Raw genomic sequence first — 16,281 nt, forward strand, 5'->3', positions numbered from 1 at the left:
ACCGGCCCATTTCACGCGTCCTCGTCGGCGCGCTGGTGCACGCGGCTGCGCCGGACCAGCAGGACCGCCGCCAGCAGGGACGCGGTGAGCGAGGCCAGCAGCACGGCGGCTTTCGCCTGCTCGGCGGCCTGGCCGTCGAGCGCGAGGTCCGCGATCAGCAGGCTGACGGTGAACCCGACGCCGCCGAGCATGGCCACCGCGACGATGTCACGCGGCCCCGCGCCGCTCGGCCACACCGCCGCCTTCAGCAGCACGGCCAACGCGGACGCGCCCACGATGCCGACCACCTTGCCGACCACCAGGCCGAGGACGACACCGACCGCGATCTTGTCCGAGAACAACGAGGAGAGCGTTTCCCCGTTCACCGGCACACCCGCCGCGAACAACGCGAACACCGGCACGGCGACACCGGCCGACCACGGCTGGAGCTTGTGCTCCAGGCGCAGCGCGGGCGCTTCGTTCTCGTAGGGGTCGCGTCGCACGCGGGTGAGCAACGCGAGCGCCACGCCCGCGATGGTGGCGTGGATGCCGGCACCGTGCACGGCGGCCCACGTGCCGACCGCGATCGGCACGTACAGCCAGGGCGTCGTCACCCGGCGGTGCTGGAGGTACGCGTACAGGGCGAGCAGTGCGACCGCGGCCAGCGCGGCGAGCGCGTTGAACCCGGTGGTGAACAGGATCGCGATGAGGGCGATGGCGCCCAGGTCGTCCACCACGGCCAGGCTGAGCAGGAACACCCGCAGGCTGCTCGGCAACCCGGACGCGGTGATCGCCAGCACGCCCAGCGCGAACGCGATGTCGGTGGCCACCGGCACGGCCCACGCCCGCTCGATGCCGGGCTCGCCCCAGCCGACGCCGAGCGCGATCAGGGCGGGCACCACCATGCCGCCGACCGCCGCCACGACGGGCAGGGTGGCCGCCTTGAGGTTGTTCAGCTCGCCGATCACCAGCTCGCGCTTGAGTTCGAGCCCGGCGACGAAGAAGAAGACCGCGAGCAGGCCGTCCTTGGCCCAGTCGCCGACGCTGAGGTCCAGGCCCAGCGCCGACGGTCCGAACCGGAAGTCCCGCACCGCCGTGTACGAGTCGCCGAGCGGCGAGTTGGCCCAGATCAACGCGATCGCGGTGGCGACGAGCAGCACCGTGCCGCCGACCGTCTCGGTGCGCAGGTAGCGGGCGAACTCGGCGACGACGTCGTTCTTGCGACGGCTCAAGGCGGTCTCCCGGGTGGGTCGGCTGTGGAACATCCTCGTGCCGACCAGACTTCCCGGCTCACCTGCGAGCCACTTTAACGCAACCGGGTGCCCTCCGCGGTGGAAGGGCACCCGGCGTGACCGCTCAGTCCTCGCCGGACCCCGTCTTCAGGCCCTTGGAGATCAGGTCCATGACGGACGAGTCGGCGAGCGTCGTGACGTCACCGACCTGGCGGTTCTCCGCCACGTCGCGCAGCAGGCGGCGCATGATCTTGCCGGACCGGGTCTTCGGCAGCTCCGGCACGACCATGATCTGCCGCGGCTTCGCGATCGGGCCGATCTCCTTGGCCACGTGGTCGCGCAACGCCTTGATCGCCTCCGCGCCGGACGCCTCGTCGGCCACGCCGCCACGCAGGATGACGAACGCGACGATGCCCTGCCCGGTGGTCGGATCGGTCGCGCCGACGACCGCCGCCTCCGCCACCGTCGGGTGCGACACCAGCGCCGACTCGACCTCGGTGGTGGAGATCCGGTGGCCGGACACGTTCATCACGTCGTCCACCCGGCCGAGCAGCCAGATGTCGCCGTCGGCGTCGTACTTCGCGCCGTCGCCCGCGAAGTAGAAGCCCTGCTCGCCGAACCGCGACCAGTACGTGTCGCGGTAGCGCTGCTCGTCGCCCCAGATGCCGCGCAGCATCCCCGGCCACGGCTGGTCGAGCACCAGGTAGCCGCCACCGCCGGGACCGACCTCGACGCCCTGGTCGTCCACGACCTTCGCGCTGATGCCGGGCAGCGGGCGCTGCGCCGAACCGGGCTTGGTGGACGTCGCGCCGGGCAGCGGCGAGATCATGATGGAGCCGGTCTCGGTCTGCCACCACGTGTCGACGACCGGGGCCTTGCCCGCGCCGACGTGCTCGCGGTACCAGATCCACGCCTCGGGGTTGATCGGCTCGCCCACGCTGCCCAGCACGCGCAGCGACGACAGGTCGTACTTGGCGGGGATGTCCGCGCCCCACTTCATGAACGTGCGGATCAGCGTCGGCGCGGTGTAGTAGATCGAGACGCCGTACTTCTGGACGATCTCCCAGTGCCTGCCCTCGTGCGGGGTGTTCGGCGTGCCCTCGTAGACGACCTGCGTGACGCGGTTGGACAGCGGGCCGTACACGATGTAGCTGTGGCCGGTGACCCAGCCGATGTCGGCGGTGCACCAGTACACGTCGGTGTCCGGCTTGAGGTCGAACACGTTGTGGTGCGTGTACGACGCCTGGACCAGGTAGCCGCCGGACGTGTGCAGGATGCCCTTCGGGTTACCGGTGGTGCCGGACGTGTACAGGATGAACAGCGGGTGCTCGGAGTCGAACGCCTCGGGCGTGTGCTGGTCGGACTGGCGGTCGACCAGGTCGTGCCACCAGATGTCGCGGTCGTCGGTCCACGCGATCTCGGTGTCGGTGCGCTTGACGACCAGGACGTGCTCGACGCTCGCGGCGTTGGCGACGGCCTCGTCCACGGCGGGCTTGAGCGGCGCCGGCTTGCCGCGCCGGTACTGCCCGTCGGTGGTGATCACGAGCTTGGCCCGCGAGTCCTCGATGCGGGTGCGCAGCGCCTCGGCGGAGAAGCCGCCGAACACGACGCTGTGCAGGGCGCCCAGGCGGGCGCAGGCGAGCATGGAGAAGATCGCCTCGGGGACCATCGGCATGTAGATGGCGACCCGGTCGTCCGCGCCGACACCCAGCTCGACCAGGGCGTTCGCCGTCCGGGAGACCTCGCGCTGTAGCTCGGCGTAGGTGATGGCGCGGCTGTCGCCGGGCTCGCCCTCCCAGTGGATGGCGACCTGGTCGCCGTGACCGGACTCGACGTGGCGGTCCACGCAGTTGTAGGCGACGTTGAGCTTGCCGCCGACGAACCACTTGGCGAACGGGGCGTCCGACCAGTCCAGGACCCGGTCCCACCTGGTGTCCCAGGCCAGCCGCTCGGCCTGCTTCGCCCAGAACGCCTCGCGGTCGGCGTCCGCCTCGTCGTACAGGTCCGCGCCGGCGTTGGCCTGGGCGGCGAACTCCGGGCTGGGCGGGAACGTCCGGTTCTCGGTGAGGAGGTTGTCCAGGGCCGGTCCCTGGGCTTGCGGCTGGGTCATGGGGGAGGACCTCCTGAATCCGTGGGGTGCGCACCGACGGTAGTGCGATCCGGCTCACTGCGCACCCAAAAGGTTCAGACCAATTCAAGGCGGGTTCGAAACACGTCGTCCACTGTGTAACCCGTGCCGCCCCCGCCTGACCATGGGCATCCCGCTAAATGACACAACTATTGCGACCAACGGCGGCTGTTCGTGAGGCAACTCACGCCGTGAGCCGCGCCTTCGCCGCCGGCCACTCGGCCGCGGTCATGGAGTAGACGACGGTGTCCCGCAGCGTCCCGTCCGGTCGGACGCGGTGCACCCGGAGCACGCCCTCGCGGGTCGCGCCGAGCCGTTCGATGGCCCGCTGCGACCGCTCGTTGCGGATGTCGGTGTGCCAGCCGACGCGGTGCGCGCCCAGGTCCTCGAACGCCCGGGCGAGCAGCAGGCGCTTGGCGTCCCGGTTGAGCGCGGTGCGCTGCCACCGCGTGCCGATCCAGGTGTAGCCGATGTACAGGCCGCGGTGCTTCGGGTCGATCTCGTAGTACGACGTGGTGCCCGCGACCTCGCCGGTGGCCGGGTCGACCTGCGCCCACGCGCGGCGGCCGGGGTCGGCGAGCGCCTGTTCGACCAGCGCGCGGGACTCGTCGGCGTCACGTGGTTGACGCGTGCTGAGCCACGTCCAGATGTCCGGGTCCTTGCCCGCCTCCAGCAAGCCCTCGGCGTGCTCGGTGGAGAGCGGTTCGAGGCGGACGTGCTCACCGGTCAGGACGGGGCGGTCGTACCAGGTCATACTCCGACGGTAACCCGCCTAGTGGCTATGTTTAATGGCCAATTCCGGTTGGTTTTGAAGGGCCACTTACCGACGCGTAGTGTGCTCCGGTGTGACCGACCCGCTCGCCCCGCTGCTGGACCTGCCCGGTGTGCCCGACGCCGTCCAGTCCGCTCGTGACGCCGTGTTCCAGGTGCACCGGCACCGCGTGAACCTGCGTGGCTGGGCCACCACCGCCGCCGAGGCGTCGGTGCGTGCCGCGCGTGCCTCCGCCGCGTTGGACGGCGGGTCGACCGAGATCCCGACCGACGGGTCGGTGACCGATCCCGTGCTCGCGGGGGCGTTGCGCGTGGCCGAGGCGTTGGGCGTGCTGCTGCCGACGTGGCAACGCGCGCCGTTGCAGGCCCTGGCGCGGCTGCACGTGCTGGCCGGCGCGGACCTGGGTGGCGAACCGGGGCGGCCCCGCCTCGCCCCGGGCGTGTCCGAGCGGCTGGACCTGCTCGCCGGCCTGGTCACCGGGGGCACGTCAGCCCCCGGTCCGCTGGTGGTGGCCGTCGTGCACGGCGAGTTGATGTCGCTCGCCCCGTTCGCCACGGCCAACGGCGTGGTGGCCCGCGCGGCGTCCCGGCTGGCGTCCATCGCCACCGGCCTGGACCCCAAGTCACTCGGCGTGCCCGAGGTGTGGTGCCTGCGCAGGCAGAACGACTACGCCGCCGCACTGCACGGCTTCTCCACCGGCGACCCCGAGGGCATCGGCCGCTGGATCCGCTTCTGGTGCGAGGCGCTGGAGGCCGGCGCCCGCGAGGCCCGCGGCATCGCCGACGCCGCCGCCTAGGAGCGGTCCGCAAAGCCGGGCACGCCCCGCCCCGCCCCGCCGGCGCGCGGGCGGACGGCGATGGGGGCGGGGCGCTAACTATCAGGCAGGCTCCCTGAAAGTTTCGTGGCGGCGGCAGGACCCGGGACCACCCCGCCGGCGCGGGGAGAACGGCTCCAACCACACCGCCTGCCGACAGGCCCTAGAGCAACGCCGCCAGCGCCGCGGCGGCCCGCTCCGCCTCCTCGAACGTGTTGTAGAGCGGCGCGAAGCCGAACCGCAGCACGTCCGGCGGACGGTGGTCGCCGATCACCCCGCGCTCGACCAGCCGCTCCATGAGCACCGCCGCGTCCGGGTGGCGCAGCGAGACCTGGTGGCCGCGCCACGGGCTGTCCGGCGTGATCACCTCCACCCCCGGCAGGCCCTCCACCAGGGAGCGGAAGTGCGCGGTCAGGGCCAGGCCCTTCGCGCGGACGTCCTTGAGGTCCACGCCGTCCCACACGTCCAGCGCCGCGTCCAGGGCGAGCATCGAGATGATGTCCGGCGTGCCGACCCGTGCCCGGGACACGCCGGGGTCGGGCACGTAGCCCGGCGTCATCGCGAACGGCGCCTCGTGGCCCGTCCACCCCGTCAACGGCTGGTGGAAATCCGCCTGCGCGTGCGTGGGCACGTAGATGAACGCGGGCGACCCGGGTCCGCCGTTGAGGAACTTGTACGTGCAGCCCACCGCGAGGTCCACGCCCAGCCGGTCCAGCTCGATCGGCAGCACGCCCGCGCTGTGGCACAGGTCCCACACGACCTTCGCGCCCGCGGCGTGCGCCTGCGCGGTCAACGCCGCCATGTCCAGCAACCGGCCCGTGCGGTAGTCGACGTGGTTGAGCAGCACCACCGCGGTCGCCGGGGACACGTCCAGCCGCTCCGGGTCGACGGCCCGCAGTTCCAGACCGGTCAGCTCGGCCACCGAGCGCGCGATGTAACCGTCGGTCGGGAACGTGCCCGCGTCCACCACGATCTCCGACCGGTCCGTGCCACGCACCGCCGCCATCAACGCCTTGAACAGGTTGACGCTGGTCGAGTCGGCCACGACGACCTGGCCCGGCGCCGCGCCGACCAGCCGCCCCACGCGGTCGCCGACCCGTTCCGGGGTCTCCCACCAGCCCTCCGACCAGCTCCGGATCAACCGGCCGCCCCACTGGTGGCGGATCACGTCCCGGACGCGCTCGGCGACGTGCCTGGGCGGCGCGCCCAGCGAGTTGCCGTCCAGGTAGACGACGTCGTCGTCCAGGTCGAACAGGTCGCGCACGTGTGCCAACGGGTCCGCGTTCACACGTAGCTCCGCGCGGTCCACAGCTCCGGGAAGACGGTGCGGCGCGTGCGCTTCTCCAGCCACGCGACACCCGCCGAACCACCCGTGCCGACCTTCGCGCCCATCGCGCGGCGGGTGGCGAGCAGGTGGTCGTAACGCCAGCGGGCGAACTCCTCGGCGATGTCGGTCAACGCCTCGCCCAGCTCCAGCAGGTCGCGCGGGCCGTCGCGGTAGACGTCCGCCCACACCCGCTCCACCTCGGCGTTGGGCTCGTGCGACGTGGTGAGGTCGCGCTTGAGCACGTCGTCGGGGATCGGCAGGCCGCGGCGGTGCAGGGCGGCCAGCACGTCGTCGTAGAGGCTCGGCTCGTTGAGCAACGCCTCCAGGGCGTCGTGCTGCGCGGGCACGGCGCGGTGCGGCACCAGCATCGACCGGGACTTCTCGCCGAGCAGGAACTCCACCTCGCGGTACCGGCCGGACTGGAAGCCGGAGCCCTCGCCGAGCGCGTCGCGGAACGAGTTGAACTCCGCCGGCGTCATCCGCGCGATCGGCCGCCACGCCGCGTTCAGGCCCTGCATGTGCAGGTCGCTGCGGCGCAACGTGCGGATCGCGGCACGCACGTCGTCCGCGCGCAGCTCGCGTTGCGCCTGCCGCCACTCGAAGCAGAGCAGGCCGAAGTACAGCTCCATGATCTGCGTGATGACGAGGAACGACATCTCACGCGGGTCCTCGGACCACTGCTGTTGCAGCGAGTGCAGCACGGAGGCGTGCACGTAGTCCTCGTAGGGCGTGGTGCCGCCGAAGTCCAGCTTGGGTGCGACCGGGCAGTCCATGACTTCCATGATGACCGGCTGTTCTGGTGATTTGAATGGCCTTCGGTGGTCATTTCGGGCAGATGTTTTTGTGCTCGGAACCCGATCCGTCGACTAGCTTTTGGTTCATGAGCATCGAGCTGGACCGGGTGGACTGGGCGTTGCTGGAGGCGTTGCAGGAGGACGCGCGGCTGTCCTACAACGAGCTGGCGCGACGCGTGCACGTGTCACCGCCGACGGTCGCGCAGCGCGTGCGCCGGATGGAGAACGTGGGGGTCATCACCGGCTACCGGGCGACCGTCGACCCCACGGCGGTGGGGCGTTCCGTGGTCGCGTTGGTGCGGATGAAGTGCTACGGCCCGCGGTGCATCACGGTGCACCCGGAACTGCTCGACGACTGCCCGGAAGTGGTCGAGGTGGTCCGGCTGACCGGTGACATCTGCTCGGTGGTGAAGGTGGTGACCAGTTCGATCGCGGAGTTGGAGCGGCTGCTGGTGCGGCTCGGCGGGTACGGCGAGACGTCGTCGGCGATGGTGTTGTCGACGCCTATCCCCTGGCGTCCGGTGACAGCAGGCTGAGCGCCTGCCGGACGTGGCCCTCGGCGGCGGCCAGCGCTTCGGCCGCGCGGTTCGCCGGCACGTTCGCGAGCAGGTGCACCAGGGCCACCTTGAGGTCGCCGCCGGCGGCGGCGAGGGCGGTCGTGCACTCCGCCTCGGCCAGGCCGGTCGCCTCGCGCAGGATGCGGACGGTCCGGCCGCGCAGCTTGGCGTTGGTGGCGCGCATGGAGACCATGAGGTTGGAGTAGGTGCGGCCGAGCCGCACCATCACCGCCGTGGAGAACGACGTGAGCAGCAGCTTCTGCGACGTGCCCGCCTTCATCCTGGTCGAGCCCGCGATCGCCTCCGGCCCGGTGTCGACCGCGATCAGCACGTCCACGTCCACCGGGGGAGCGGACGGGTTGTTGGAGACCAGGACCGTGCGCGCGCCCATGGTGCGTGCCTCCGCCAGGGCCGCGACGACGAACGGCGTGCGGCCCGACGCGGTCAGGCCGAGCACGACGTCGCCCGCCACCGCGTGCGCGCGGATCTGCGCCGCGCCGCCCGCCGCCTCGTCCTCCACGTCCTCGACCGCCTTGACCAGCGCCTCCGGACCGCCCGCGTGGTGGGCGAGGAACCAGTCCGGTGGCGCGTTGAAGGTCGGCGGCAGCTCCGCCGCGTCCAGCGTCGCGAGCCGGCCGGACGTGCCCGCGCCGACGTAGTGCACCCGGTTGCCCGCGCGCAGCGCGCCGACGGCGAGGTCGGCGGCCCTGGCCAGTTCCGGCAGCACGGCCGCCACCGCGGCGGGCACCTCCCGGTCCTCGGTGTTGATCAGGCGCAGGACGTCCAGCGTGGACAGCCGGTCGATGTCCTCGGTGCGCGGGTTGCGGGTCTCGGTGGGCGACTCCACCTGGACCGCGACGTCCGGCCGGGGCGGCGTCATTTACCGGTCTCCCGCCGCCGCCTGCCGTCCGGGCGGGCGCCGAGGCGGTGGCCCGAGACGGCGTCGTAGGTGGCTTCGAGGGCGGCCTTGGCGCTGTCCACGTGGCGCTGGGCGATGCCGATGAACAGGCAGTCGATGACGGTGAGCTGGGCGATCCGGCTGGCCATCGCGCCGGACCGGAAGGTCGTCTCGCGGGCCGCCGTGGTGAGCACGTGGTCGGCGACCTCGCTGATCGGCGAGCGCGGGAAGTTGGTGAGGGCCACGGTCGTCGCGCCGTGCTCCCGGGCGACCCGCAGCGCCTCGACCGTTTCCGAGGTGGAGCCGGTGTGCGAGATGCCGACCGCCACGTCGGCGTCGGTCAGGACGGCCGCCGAGGTGAGGGCGATGTGCGTGTCGTTCCAGGCGAAGCAGGTCCGGCCGATGCGGTGCAGCTTCTGCTGGAGGTCGAAGGCGACGAACGCGCTGGCCCCGAACCCGTACACGTCGACCCGCCGCGCGCCCGCGACCGCCTCCACGACTTGCTGGAGGGTTTCGACGTTCAGCTGCTCGGCGGTCTCCTCGACCGCGCGGGCGTCCGCGAAGGCCACCTTGCCGACCACCTGGCGCAGGTCGTCGGTCGGGCCGATGTCGCCGCCGAGGTCGCGGTCGGTGCGGGCGGCCGTCCGGGCGGTGTCGGCGGCGAGGGCGATGCGCAGCTCCGGGTAGCCGCCGACGCCGATGGCCTTGCAGAAGCGGGTCACCGTGGTCTCGCTGGTGCCGGCGGCCTCGGCCACCTCGGTGATGCTCCGGTGGGCCACGGTCGCCGGGTTGTCGAGGACGACCTTGGCGACCCGTTGTTCCGCGCGGGCCAGGCCGGGCAGGAGGGACCGGATCTTGACGAGGGGACTGGCCTCGCTGCTTTCGGTGGACACGTGGGAAACTTACTAACCGTACTGTGGAAAATCAACGCACAGCGCACCAGTCACCCCGAGCGCCATCAATTCCCACCCGCCGGCGTGGGCTGTTCGGCCGGCCCTTCACTGTCGGTTGGCCTACTGGCCCACCTACGTGACCCCCACAGCTTCCACCCACCGGCTAACCATTCGCTTACCGCCCCTCGACGCATTGGCGGACGATAAAAATCGATCACCGCCAACCACACCGAACCGACGGCCAATCGCCCACAACTCCCGATTCCGCTCCTCGCCGGTTCCACTACACCGCGGTTTCGCTTTCGGGCGGTCCAACCACACCGCCCCCGTGCTCCCCGGCTCGTTTTCCGCTCCCGACCCCGCCCCGGCCGGCACCTCCCCGCTCGCGGTCCGGCCGCCCTGATCAGCGGTCGGTGGCGTGCCAACCGTTGGCCCGCAAGGCGGTCGGGTCGCGTTCCGCGTCGAGCAGCACCCCGCTTCGGTCCGACACGCGGACACCGTCGACGTACACCCCGCGCCCCGCCAGACCGGTTCCCCGCACGAACAGCCAGCGGTAGTGGGCGGCGGGCTCGCCGACCAGCCGGACGCGTTCCCACCGCCGCTTCCCGTGACCCGACAGCACCCGCAGGTCCCGCCACGTCCGGCCGTCCGCGCTCGCCTGCACCACCAGCCGGTCCGAGGTCTCCAAGTCGACAAAGACGCTGAAGTCCACGGTCTGCCGCCCCGTCCCGGCGGGCAGCGCGGCCGTGGTGAGGGTGCCGTTCGGCGCGTCCGCCGTCCACGCGCTGTCACCCCACCGCGGCCGAACCGCCAACGCGCGGGCCAGCCCGTCCGCCACCGCCTGCCGCGCGGGGTTGACGGAACCCCGGTCCCGGTTCGGGTGCACGCGGTTGGTCAGCAGCACCGCGATCGAGCCGGACATCGGGTCCAGCACCAGCGAGGTGCCGGTGAACCCGGTGTGCCCGGCGGTCGCGGCCGAGGCCAGCGCGCCCATGTACCAGCGCTGGTCGAGTTCGAACCCGAGCCCGTGCGCGTTGCCGGGGAACCGCTGGGTGAAGTTGGTGAGCATCAGCTCGACGGTCCGCGGTCGGAGGACGCGCACGTCCCCGTACCGACCGCCGTTGAGGATCGCCTGGCCCAGCACGGCGAGGTCGCGCGCCGTGGAGAAGACACCGGCGTGCCCGGCGACCCCGCCCAACGACCACGCGTTCTCGTCGTGCACCTCGCCTCGGACCAGCCCGCGCGCGCCCTGGAACTCGGTCGCCGCGATCCGGTGCAGCTCCGACCTCGGCGGGCGGTAGCCGGTGTCGCGCAACCCGAGCGGCCCGGTGACGTCCTCCCGCACCAGCACGTCCAGCGGCTTCCCGCTGACGCGCTCGGCGAGCAGCCCCAGCGTGATCAGGTTCAGGTCGGAGTAGAGGTAGGCCGAACCGGGTGTGCTCCTGGGCGCGACGTCCATGACCGCCTTGACCCGCGCCGGCACGTCCGGGTAGTCCGACCACAACGGCAGCCACGACGGCAGGCCCGAGGTGTGCGTGAGCAGTTGCTCGACGGTGATGCCCGCCTTGCCGTTGACGGAGAACTCGGGCAGGTACCGCGCCACCGGCCGACCGATTTCGACCCGACCCAGTTCCACCTGCCGCATCACCGCGATCGAGGTGAACAACTTGGAGATCGACGCCACGTCGAAGATCGTGTCGGGCGTCATCGCCACCCGTTGATCAACCGGTAGTTCCGCCCCGGCCGCGTCGGCGTACCGCAATGCCCACCCGGCGGCGTCCACGTTCGTGATCACCCCGTCGTGAACCAACAACGTCACCGCGCCCGCGAACAACGGATGCCCACCAGCACTCGGCCGAGTGAAATTTTGAACTCGTTCGAGCGCCATTCCGATCGGCTTGGGATCAAGCCCGACCTCAGCAGGCGTCCCGTTCCGCAACACGGCATCCGCCCACCCGCGCCGCACCACGTCGAACCGCCCCGAACCGCGGCCGGCCTCACCCTCCACCGCGCCCGCGGCCTCCACACCCTCGTCGCCGTCCGCTGTCCTCGCCGCCCCCGTCGCCGTGCTGCCGTCAGCCGGATGCTGCGCCGTACTGCCGCCCGCCGCGTCCTGCGCCGTGCTCCCGGCTGTTGCCGCCGCGTCGCTGTCCGCCGCGTGCCCCACCTCGCACGCGGCCGGCGTGCAACCCGGCTCGGCGACAGCCGTACCGCCACCGAACAACGCGAGCACAGCGGCGATGGTCAGCAAAGCACGCACGGTCACTCCTCACCGGTAGTGCAGGTAGGGATGGCGAAGCCGGGTGAAGTCGGCCAGCTCCCGGCTCCACGCGCCGACCACCTCGTCCACCCCCGCGCCCGCGTCCACCATGCGGCGCAGCCGGTCCGAGCCGGTCAGCTTGTCGATCCACAGGTCGGACCGCCACGCGAAAACCCGCGGGTACCGGGCCCGCGCCGTCACGATCATCGCCACGGCCGCCCGGATCGCGTCGAACGAACCCGGCCGCGTCACGTGCAGCGCCACCCCGCCGCACGCCTCGCCGACGAACCTGCCGAACGTCGGCGTGAAATGCGCTTCCCGGAACCGCACCCCGGGCAGGCCCAGCGCGTTCAGGTCCTCCGCCCAGCGCCAGTCGACGCCCGGCGCGCCCACCGTCTCGAACGGCCGCGTCGTGCCGCGGCCCTCGGTCAGCGACGTGCCCTCGAACAAGCACGTCCCGGGGTACACCAGCGCCGTGTCGCGGGTCGGCATGTTCGGGCTCGGCGGCACCCACGGCAGCCCCGTGTCCAAGTCGTCGCGCCGCCACCCGCGCGCCCACCGCACCCGCAACCGCACCGGCCCGCCGTCGTGCGGCAGGAACTCGCCGTTGAACAGGTCCGCCAGCTCGCCGACCGTCATCCCGTGCTGCTGCACCACGGGTTTTCGCCCGACGCCGCTCGCGTGGGCCGGGTCGAGCTGCGGCCCCCGCGCGGTGCCGCCGACCGGGTTCGGCCGGTCCAGGACCACGAACTCGGCACCGGTCGCGGCGGCGGCCTGCATCGCCGTGTACATGGTCCAGATGTAGGTGTAGAAGCGCGCGCCCACGTCCGCGATGTCGAACAGCACCGTGTCGATGCCCGCCTTCACGAACATCCCGGCGAGCTTCGACGCGTTCGCGCCGTACGCGTCGTACACGGGGACATCGGTGCGCGGATCGCGGTAGTCGCCCTCCGACCCGCCCGCCTGCGCCGTGCCGCGGAACCCGTGCTCCGGCCCGAACGCCGCGCGTGGCGGCTGACCGGCGGCGACCATCGAGTCCACGACGTGCGTCTGGTCGCGGAGCACGCCGGTCGGGTTGGTCAGCACCCCGACCCGCCGCCCGGCGAGCAGCCGCCACCCGTCCGCCGCGGCGAGTTCGGCCCCGGTGGCGAGCGCCCGCTCGGCCCGCGCGGGTGGCGCGCTGAGCACCGGCACGGCCAGCGCCGCGCCCGCCAGCAGGTGCCGCCGCCTCACCACGTCACCCCGTGGCCGAACGGGTACGGCGTGGGACCGGGCACGGCGACGGGCAGCTTCCCGGCCGGCCGCACCACGCCGGTGATCACCTTCGCCACCGCCGCCATGGAGACCGCGCTGTGCGAGTAGGTCGCCAGCCAGCTCGGCGCGCTGTACCCCACGTCGTACGGGTTCCGCACGGCCACGCCCACGACCGGCACGCCGGTGCCCGTCAACCGGTCCAGCAACGCGCGCTGCGCGGGCTGCCCGGCCAGGTCGTTGGTCAGCACGACGACGAGGTCCGCGCTCGCCGCGCGAGCCACCACGGCCGCGATCCGCTCCTCGTCGGGCGCGCTGCCGGTGGGCAGGGCGGTGCCGCCGAGGAGGCCGGCGAGCGTCCGCGTGGTCGTCTCGCCCCACCCCGTCACCAGCGCGGCGGTCGGCTTCATCGGCAGGGATCCGGTGCGCACGGCGGTGATCGTCCGATCGGTGATCGCCTGCGCGTCGGCCAGGTGCTCCGGTGTGCCGACGCGCGTGCCGACCCGCTCCTCGTCCACGTACCGGTCGGTGAACAGCCCCCGCAGCAGCTTCACCCGCAGCACCCGCAGGACGCTCCGGTCGATCCGCTGCTCGGTCAGCTCGCCGCGGCGCACGGCGGCCACCACGCTGTCGATCGCCGTCCCCAGGTCGACCGGCATCAGCAACTGGTCCACCCCCGCCTTCAACGCCAGCACGGGGATCTCGGCGTCGGTGTGCAGCCGCCGCACGCCCTCCATGGCCAGCGAGTCGGTGATCACCACGCCGTCGAAGCCGAGGTCGCGGCGCACCAGGTCGATCGCCGGCTTGGACAACGTCGCGGGTTCACCCGATGGGTCGATCTTGGGGAGCTGGATGTGCGCGGTCATGATCGAGTCGACACCCGCGTCGATCGCGGCCTTGAACGGCGGCGCGTCCAGCCGCCGCCACTCCGCCGCCGTCCGGTCCACGCGCGGCAGCGTGGAATGGCTGTCCTCGTCCGTGTCACCGTGGCCGGGGAAGTGCTTCGCGGTCGCGGACACCGCGCCCGGGGCGAAGGGGCGCCGCTGGTAGCCGCGCACCTGGGCGGCGGTCAGCTCGGCCGCCAGGGCCGGGTCCCCGGAGAAGGAGCGGACGCCGATGACCGGGTTGGCCGGGTTGGAGTTCACGTCCGCGTCGGGCGCGTAGTTCTGGTTGACGCCCATCGCGCGCAGCTCGGCACCGGTGATGGCGGCGGCGCGCTCGGCGTCCCGCGTGCTGCGGCCCGCGCCGAGCGCCATGTTGCCGGGGAACTGCGTGGCGGGCGCGCCGATCCGCGTCACCAGACCGGTCTCCTGGTCGGTGGCGATGGTGAGCGGGAGGCGGCTCGCGCGTTGCAGCCCGTTGGAGAGGCGGGCGATCTGGCGCGGGTGGTCGATGTTGTCGCGGCTGGAGTTGTCGAAGTAGACGACGCCGCCCGGCTGGTACTTCGCCACGACCTCGGCCGGTGTGCCGACGCCGAAGTCGCGTTGGTTGCCCGCCGACACCTCGTCCGCGGCCTGCCCGTGCACGTACGTCACGAAGAGCTGGCCGACCTTCTGCTCCAGGGACATGCCGCGCAGCAAGGTCATCGCGGAGGGCGCCGCGTCTGCCGCGGGCACGGCGAAGGACGTCGCGACCAGGACCGCGACCACGAGCGGACGGAGCACGACGCCCTCCTCACTTGGAAATCTCCCACCACTGGTGGGCCTGTTCGGGAAGTTACCCACGTCACAGTGGTGGGTCAACGGACTTGCGCTGTGCCGACATTCTCCGGACGGGCACCGACAATCCGGGGCTCGGGAACGTCACTCGGACGGGTGGTTCCGCGGGAGGTCGCCCGGGTGTCGGGCACAAAAACAGGCCGTGCCCCCACGAGCGTGGGGGCACGGCCAACGGCGCGAACTTTCGAGTTACCAAGCGTGCAACTCGTGTCGTACAACCCTGGCCTCGGCGTCCGGCGTCCCAGTACGCAGGCCCTAGACGACAAGCCTCCCGCGGCGTGCTGCGCGTGGGTGCTCGAAGTCCGCGCACGGAGCCCTGTCGGGGTGAACGGTGCTTCTCCTCCGCTCCGTCCCTGGCCGACCCGGGGGTCCGCACTTCCTTTGTAATCCGTGGGAGACGCGGCGGCAAGGGCTCGATGGGGTGCACCGGTCAAGCGACCGTCCGTAGCAGAAGCCCTTGTGTGACGGCGTTTTCGCGGTGAGCGCCGCACCGGTACCGCTGAGCGGGGCACCGGCGGGTGAATCAGCTCCTGCGCCGCCTGCGCAGGCCGTACCACGCGACACCGGCCGCGGTGGCGGCGCCCAACCCGATCGCGGTGACCGCGACCGCCGTGCCGGACGGCCGCGGGATGCGCGCCCGCAGGGAAACCGGGTCGGAGAACGTGAGCACCGGCCACCCGCGTTGCGCGGCGACCTTGCGCAGCGCCCGGTCGGGGTTCACGACCGTCGGGTGCCCCACGGCCTCCAGCAGCGGCAGGTCGGTGATGGAGTCGGAGTACGCGTAGCAGCGGGCCAGGTCGTAGTCGCGCTCCTCGGCCAGGTGCTTCGCCGCCACGGCCTTGTTCTCGCCCGCGCAGTAGAAGTCCACGTCACCGGAGTAGCGGCCACCGGTGACGACCATCCGGGTGCCCACGCTGTGCGTCGCGCCGACCATCTCGGAGATGGGTGCGACCAGCTCCTCACCCGACGCGGAGACCACGACGACGTCGTGCCCGTCGGCCTTGTGGTCGCCGATGAGCTGCGTGGCTTCCTTGTAGACCAACGGATCCACGATGTCGTGGAGGGTTTCCTCCACGATCGAGCGGACCTGCTCGACGTCCCACCCCTCGCACAGCGCCGTGATGTGCGAGCGCATCCGGTCCATCTGGTCGGCGTCCGCGCCGGCCAGCATGAACACGAACTGCGCGTAGGCGCTCTTGAGCACCGCACGCCGGTTGATCAAACCCTCTTGGAAGAACGGCCGGCTGAACGCCAGCGTGCTCGACTTGGCGATGACCGTCTTGTCCAGGTCGAAGAACGCGGCGACTCTGCTGCCTTCGGTGGCGTGCTCGGTCACGGCTCCAGCTTAAGGGCGGGTTCGACGGTGCGGGCGCCGGCCGTCATTCGCAGCTTTACGAACTGACAGTGATGCGGTCTACCGAATTTTCCGCGTCCCTCTAACGGAAGACACGCATGACCCTGTCCCGTGGGGATACAGTAGACAGGTCCGGCTGTGCCGGACGGGTTCAGTCCGACCCCCGGGACTGAACCGTTGACGACCCCCGTCCCTCCCCCCTGGCGGGGGTCGTCCCATGTCCGGGGCCGGATCGCCGGCCCTGTCGACAGTCGCCGAACCCCTCTCGCGCCCGTTTCGCGCCGTTGAGCGCGTTGTTCACCTC

General features: G+C 71.9%; 13 protein-coding genes. 2 read left to right on the plus strand and 11 right to left on the minus strand.

Features of this window, described 5'->3' with window-relative positions; genetic code table 11:
* Window positions 1–11 precede the first annotated feature (11 nt).
* The 3 genes from nhaA to KZQ38_RS21565 all read right to left on the minus strand — a co-directional run bounded on the left by nhaA (window position 12) and on the right by KZQ38_RS21565 (window position 4,093).
* Window positions 12–1,211, minus strand: a complete 1,200-nt coding sequence (gene nhaA / locus KZQ38_RS21555) for a Na+/H+ antiporter NhaA (protein ID WP_257901828.1) — start codon at window positions 1,209–1,211, stop codon at window positions 12–14.
* Between the two features lie 124 nt (window positions 1,212–1,335).
* Window positions 1,336–3,321 carry an acetate--CoA ligase gene (gene acs / locus KZQ38_RS21560; protein ID WP_219443928.1) on the minus strand — a complete coding sequence of 662 codons (1,986 nt, stop codon included), beginning with the start codon at window positions 3,319–3,321 and terminating at the stop codon, window positions 1,336–1,338.
* 202 nt (window positions 3,322–3,523) lie between these two features.
* A complete protein-coding gene (locus tag KZQ38_RS21565; RefSeq protein WP_219443929.1) occupies window positions 3,524–4,093 on the minus strand; it encodes a GNAT family N-acetyltransferase in 570 nt (189 codons plus the stop codon).
* A gap of 91 nt (window positions 4,094–4,184) precedes the next feature.
* On the opposite strand from KZQ38_RS21565, the gene KZQ38_RS21570 reads away from it, so the two are divergent.
* Window positions 4,185–4,907 (plus strand): Fic family protein, encoded by a 723-nt coding sequence (locus tag KZQ38_RS21570; RefSeq protein ID WP_308258515.1) that lies wholly within the window; start codon window positions 4,185–4,187, stop codon window positions 4,905–4,907.
* Window positions 4,908–5,088: 181 nt separating this feature from the next.
* Here KZQ38_RS21570 and kynU read toward each other — a convergent pair whose 3' ends face one another.
* Together kynU and KZQ38_RS21580 are read right to left on the minus strand one after the other, a co-directional pair.
* Window positions 5,089–6,213: a kynureninase gene (kynU, locus tag KZQ38_RS21575; protein WP_219443931.1), complete on the minus strand. Its 1,125-nt coding sequence runs from the start codon at window positions 6,211–6,213 to the stop codon at window positions 5,089–5,091.
* Window positions 6,210–7,025 (minus strand): tryptophan 2,3-dioxygenase, encoded by an 816-nt coding sequence (locus tag KZQ38_RS21580; protein ID WP_219443932.1) that lies wholly within the window; start codon window positions 7,023–7,025, stop codon window positions 6,210–6,212. The genes kynU and KZQ38_RS21580 overlap by 4 nt, the downstream gene beginning before the upstream one ends.
* Before the next feature lie 107 nt (window positions 7,026–7,132).
* On the opposite strand from KZQ38_RS21580, the gene KZQ38_RS21585 reads away from it, so the two are divergent.
* Window positions 7,133–7,582 carry an Lrp/AsnC family transcriptional regulator gene (locus KZQ38_RS21585; protein ID WP_219443933.1) on the plus strand — a complete coding sequence of 150 codons (450 nt, stop codon included), beginning with the start codon at window positions 7,133–7,135 and terminating at the stop codon, window positions 7,580–7,582.
* On the opposite strand, the gene KZQ38_RS21590 is transcribed toward KZQ38_RS21585, so the two are convergent.
* The 6 genes from KZQ38_RS21590 to KZQ38_RS21615 all read right to left on the minus strand — a co-directional run bounded on the left by KZQ38_RS21590 (window position 7,551) and on the right by KZQ38_RS21615 (window position 15,959).
* Window positions 7,551–8,483 (minus strand): N-acetylmuramic acid 6-phosphate etherase, encoded by a 933-nt coding sequence (locus tag KZQ38_RS21590; protein ID WP_219443934.1) that lies wholly within the window; start codon window positions 8,481–8,483, stop codon window positions 7,551–7,553. The genes KZQ38_RS21585 and KZQ38_RS21590 overlap by 32 nt on opposite strands.
* On the minus strand, window positions 8,480–9,394 hold the full coding sequence (locus KZQ38_RS21595) for a MurR/RpiR family transcriptional regulator (protein ID WP_219443935.1): 915 nt from the start codon (window positions 9,392–9,394) through the stop codon (window positions 8,480–8,482). The genes KZQ38_RS21590 and KZQ38_RS21595 overlap by 4 nt, the downstream gene beginning before the upstream one ends.
* Before the next feature lie 403 nt (window positions 9,395–9,797).
* A complete protein-coding gene (locus KZQ38_RS21600; RefSeq protein ID WP_219444024.1) occupies window positions 9,798–11,420 on the minus strand; it encodes a serine hydrolase domain-containing protein in 1,623 nt (540 codons plus the stop codon).
* 243 nt (window positions 11,421–11,663) lie between these two features.
* The gene (locus tag KZQ38_RS21605) at window positions 11,664–12,887 is read right to left on the minus strand and encodes an exo-beta-N-acetylmuramidase NamZ family protein (protein WP_372452268.1); all 1,224 of its coding nucleotides are present in this window, start codon (window positions 12,885–12,887) and stop codon (window positions 11,664–11,666) included.
* A complete protein-coding gene (locus KZQ38_RS21610) occupies window positions 12,884–14,569 on the minus strand; it encodes a glycoside hydrolase family 3 protein (RefSeq protein ID WP_308258517.1) in 1,686 nt (561 codons plus the stop codon). The genes KZQ38_RS21605 and KZQ38_RS21610 overlap by 4 nt, the downstream gene beginning before the upstream one ends.
* Before the next feature lie 577 nt (window positions 14,570–15,146).
* Window positions 15,147–15,959 (minus strand): HAD family hydrolase, encoded by an 813-nt coding sequence (locus KZQ38_RS21615; RefSeq protein WP_219443937.1) that lies wholly within the window; start codon window positions 15,957–15,959, stop codon window positions 15,147–15,149.
* Window positions 15,960–16,281 lie beyond the last annotated feature (322 nt).

This window comes from Saccharothrix obliqua (genome assembly GCF_019375475.1).
Lineage (GTDB): Bacteria > Actinomycetota > Actinomycetes > Mycobacteriales > Pseudonocardiaceae > Actinosynnema > Actinosynnema obliqua.

What these genes read in the sequence shown, in the direction of transcription:
- KZQ38_RS21580 (WP_219443932.1), bottom strand. Translation starts at nt 7,025, where the DNA reads ATGGACTGCCCGGTCGCACCCAAGCTGGACTTCGGCGGCACCACGCCC.
- acs (WP_219443928.1), bottom strand. Translation starts at nt 3,321, where the DNA reads ATGACCCAGCCGCAAGCCCAGGGACCGGCCCTGGACAACCTCCTCACC.
- KZQ38_RS21565 (WP_219443929.1), bottom strand. Translation starts at nt 4,093, where the DNA reads ATGACCTGGTACGACCGCCCCGTCCTGACCGGTGAGCACGTCCGCCTC.
- KZQ38_RS21590 (WP_219443934.1), bottom strand. Translation starts at nt 8,483, where the DNA reads ATGACGCCGCCCCGGCCGGACGTCGCGGTCCAGGTGGAGTCGCCCACC.
- KZQ38_RS21585 (WP_219443933.1), top strand. Translation starts at nt 7,133, where the DNA reads ATGAGCATCGAGCTGGACCGGGTGGACTGGGCGTTGCTGGAGGCGTTG.